Source organism: Pontimicrobium sp. MEBiC01747 (genome assembly GCF_053601635.1).
The window spans coordinates 1-3660 of sequence record NZ_JBSHNS010000209.1 but is presented as its reverse complement, the minus strand read 5'-3'; the positions used below and the strand labels follow the sequence as shown (position 1 = coordinate 3660).

General features: G+C 30.8%; 4 protein-coding genes and 1 pseudogene. 2 read left to right on the top strand and 3 right to left on the bottom strand.

Features of this window, described 5'->3' with window-relative positions:
* Positions 1 to 572 (bottom strand): annotated as a pseudogene (locus tag ACVC2P_RS06660) (M56 family metallopeptidase); the annotation flags it as partial.
* Positions 573 to 574: 2 nt separating this feature from the next.
* Positions 575 to 934 (bottom strand): BlaI/MecI/CopY family transcriptional regulator, encoded by a 360-nt coding sequence (locus ACVC2P_RS06655; RefSeq protein ID WP_452597694.1) that lies wholly within the window; start codon positions 932 to 934, stop codon positions 575 to 577.
* Between the two features lie 189 nt (positions 935 to 1123).
* Between ACVC2P_RS06655 and ACVC2P_RS06650 the strand changes: the two genes are divergently transcribed.
* Entirely contained in the window at positions 1124 to 2065 is a 942-nt protein-coding gene (locus ACVC2P_RS06650; protein ID WP_452597693.1) for a calcium/sodium antiporter, read from the top strand.
* A gap of 100 nt (positions 2066 to 2165) precedes the next feature.
* Here ACVC2P_RS06650 and ACVC2P_RS06645 read toward each other — a convergent pair whose 3' ends face one another.
* Positions 2166 to 3182 carry a glutamine synthetase beta-grasp domain-containing protein gene (locus ACVC2P_RS06645; RefSeq protein ID WP_452597692.1) on the bottom strand — a complete coding sequence of 339 codons (1017 nt, stop codon included), beginning with the start codon at positions 3180 to 3182 and terminating at the stop codon, positions 2166 to 2168.
* A gap of 192 nt (positions 3183 to 3374) precedes the next feature.
* On the opposite strand from ACVC2P_RS06645, the gene ACVC2P_RS06640 reads away from it, so the two are divergent.
* Positions 3375 to 3660 (top strand): glutamine synthetase III (locus ACVC2P_RS06640; protein ID WP_452597691.1); only part of this gene is annotated, 286 nt, incomplete at its 3' end.

Here is a 3660-nt window from a genome sequence, read left to right as displayed (position 1 = left end):
AGCCAAATAAATGGATTGAACCAAAATAAGATAGCTGTTATTTTAGTAATTAAAATATCTATAGAATGGTATTGTTTTGCATGTACTTTTTCATGAAGAATAATATGTTCTAACTCCGTTACACTAAAATGATTAGGGTTGTAAACAATATACTTAAAAAACGAAAAAGGAGAATGATCTTTTTTAGTCTCTACATAAGTATAGTTTCCTTTTTTAATACTCTTATTTTGTATTAAAATATGGAGTAAGCCAGCGAATTCTATCATAAATTTAATAGAGAATATAACAATACCAGTAAGGTAAACCCATTGAAATAATAGAAAAAAGTTAAACGAATTTTCAGTAAAATTACTGATTGGTGTTTCATTTTCTGTGGTAATAAAATTAAACTCGTTTAATTCTGGGGCTGCTATGTAAATTGGTATAACTATAGACGGAATAATCAAAGCAGTTGCTAAACCAGCAAGTAAGAAATAACGATTAGATTCAAAAAAAGTTTCTTTCTGTAAAAGAAGTTTATAACACAAATAGAATAATATAACTATAGCATTAGCCTTTAATAAATAATCCATAATTAATCTTTCTTTTCAATTAAATTAATAATCTCTTTAAGCTCCTCTACGCTAATCTTTTCTTCTTTAGCAAAAAAGGATACCATATTTTTGTAAGAGTTATTAAAGTAGTTTTCTATAGCAGTAGACATAAAGCGTTTTCTGTAGCTTTCCTTTTCAATTATAGGGTAGTATTGATGCGTTTTACCATAAGCATTGTAGCTTACATAACCTTTGTCTACCAGATTCCGAATCATTGTAGATAAAGTATTATAATGTGGTTTGTCTTCTTTTATTTCTGCCATAACATCTTTTACAAAAGCCTTTTCAAGCTTCCATAAAATGTGCATAATGGCTTCTTCTTTATTTGTTAACTTTTGCATCGCTATAATATTTTACAGTTTGAATAGTACTATAATTGAAATTGATTCTGAAACAAACATATAACTGTTTTTTTAGTTATACAACTGTTTTTGTAGTTTTTTAACTAAAAAAATAGTTTTAGGTTAAAAAAAGAAACTCACAAAACGTTAATTTGAAATGTTGTAGTATATTCGCTCAAAAAGTATAGAATGGATTTTTTATTAATAATAGGAGGCTTGGTGACATTGATTTTAGGAGGAAACTGGCTTTTGAAATCTGCTGTAGCCTTATCATTAAAATTAGAAATACCAAAGATTGTTATTGGTATGACGGTAGTCTCTTTTGCAACCTCTGCGCCAGAACTTATAGTTAGTGTAAATGCTGCCTTAAGTGGATCTTCAGACTTAGCACTAGGAAATGTTATAGGGTCTAATATTGCAAACTTAGGCTTGGTGCTTGGTATTACTTTGTTGTTGTCTAAAATAGATGTAGAGAAAAGTTTTTATAAAACAGACTGGCCAGTAATGATGATTGCTTCTCTAGCTTTATACTTTTTTATAATAGGAGATAAAGCAATCGTAGCACACGAAGGCTTAATACTATTTGTATTACTATTGGTTTTCTTAATTTACTTATTACGATTCCAAAAAACAGCAGTAGTAGATGAAATGCCAGAGGACGATGAGCCATTACCGTTATATAAAATTGTTTTATTTTTAGTTTTAGGAGGTGTGAGTTTATGGGGTGGATCAGAATTGCTAATAAAAGGTGCAGTGGCTATGGCTCAAGACTTTGGAATTAGCGAACGTATTATTGGAGTTACAGTAGTGTCAATAGGAACAAGTATTCCAGAACTAGCAGCTTCAGTAATAGCCATTCTTAAAAAAGAAAAAGGGATTTCTTTAGGGAATTTAATTGGATCTAATATTTTTAATATTCTAGCCGTTTTAGGTATTACAGCTATGATTACACCAATAAAAGTAGGGCCACAAGGAGAAGGATTACTTACAAACGATATTTTCTGGATGTTAGGAATTTCATTTATAATATTACCATTAGTATTCGTACCAAGCCGTATGCGATTAAACTGGAAAGATGGATTAATATTACTAGCAGGCTATGTAGCATTTGTATACATAACCTTAAAATAGAAACCTATTTATGTAATAAATAATAGGTTTATTATAAAAGCATAAAAAAGCGTTATCAAATTTGATAACGCTTTTTTTATAGATTTAACAAATACTAAGTTTAATTAATATTTGCAGACTTTACTGTTTTTATAATACGTCCAGCAACTTTGTATGGATCTGCGTTAGATGCAGGTCTACGGTCTTCTAACCAACCTTTCCAGCCTTTTTCTACTGTAATAATAGGAATACGAATAGAAGCTCCTCTATCTGAAACACCATAACTAAAATCGTTAATAGATGCTGTTTCATGCTTTCCAGTTAAACGCTGGTCGTTAAACTCACCATAAACTTCAATGTGTTCTTTAACCACTGGTCTAAAAGCTTCACATATTTTTTCATAAGTTTCTTTGCTACCACAAGTACGTAATGTTGTGTTCGAGAAGTTTGCGTGCATACCAGAACCATTCCAATCAGTATCACCTAATGGTTTAGGGTGGTACTCAATATAATAACCATATTTTTCGGTTAAACGATCTAATAAGTATCGTGCAATCCAGATTTCGTCTCCAGCAATCTTAGCCCCTTTTGCAAATAATTGGAACTCCCATTGCCCAGAAGCTACTTCTTGATTTATTCCTTCAAAATTTAATCCAGCATCAATGCATAAATCTGCATGCTCTTCAACTAAATTTCTACCATGTGTATTTCTTCCACCAACAGAGCAGTAGTACATACCTTGTGGAGCAGGATAACCACCAACAGGGAAGCCTAAAGGAAGTAATGTTTTTCTGTCCATTATAAAATATTCTTGCTCAAAACCAAACCAAAAGTCATTATCATTATCGTCTATAGTAGCTCTTCCATTAGATACATGAGGAGTTCCATCTGCGTTTAAAACCTCTGTCATTACTAAATAACCATCCCTTCTTGCCGGATCAGGATATATAGCAACTGGTTTTAGTAAACAATCAGAATCACCACCTACGGCTTGTCTTGTAGAACTTCCATCGAAAGACCAGATAGGACAGTCTTCTAATTTTCCACTAAAGTTTTCTTCAACTTTAGTTTTACTTCTCATGTTTTGTGTTGGTTTATAACCATCCAACCAAATGTACTCTAATTTAGACTTACTCATAATTATTGTAAAAAATGTTAATTAATACGCTGCAAATATAAATATATTTTAAACACCCCATTAAAAAAGGAGGTAAAAAATAATAAAATATTTTATTGCTGAATTTAAACCCTATTTTTTTAGGGGTGTAATTTAATTTTGTTTAAAAATAGACTCAAAACACTATCTTTGTAAAAAAATAAGAGTTAATTTATGGCTACATTACGATTTTTTGCGATTAAAGAAACATTAAATAGGACTCCATTAAAAATTACTGAAACGAAACGACGTTCAGAATTATTTGGAAATAATGTTTATAATAAAGCTAAAATGCAACAAACACTCACAAAAGATGCTTTTGAAAGTGTTACTAATGCAATTGAAAAAGGATCGAAAATTGAAAGAAGCATAGCAAACCAAATTGCGTCTTCTATGAAAGATTGGGCTTTGTCTAAAGGTGTTACACATTATACTCATTGGTTTCAGCCATTAACAGGAG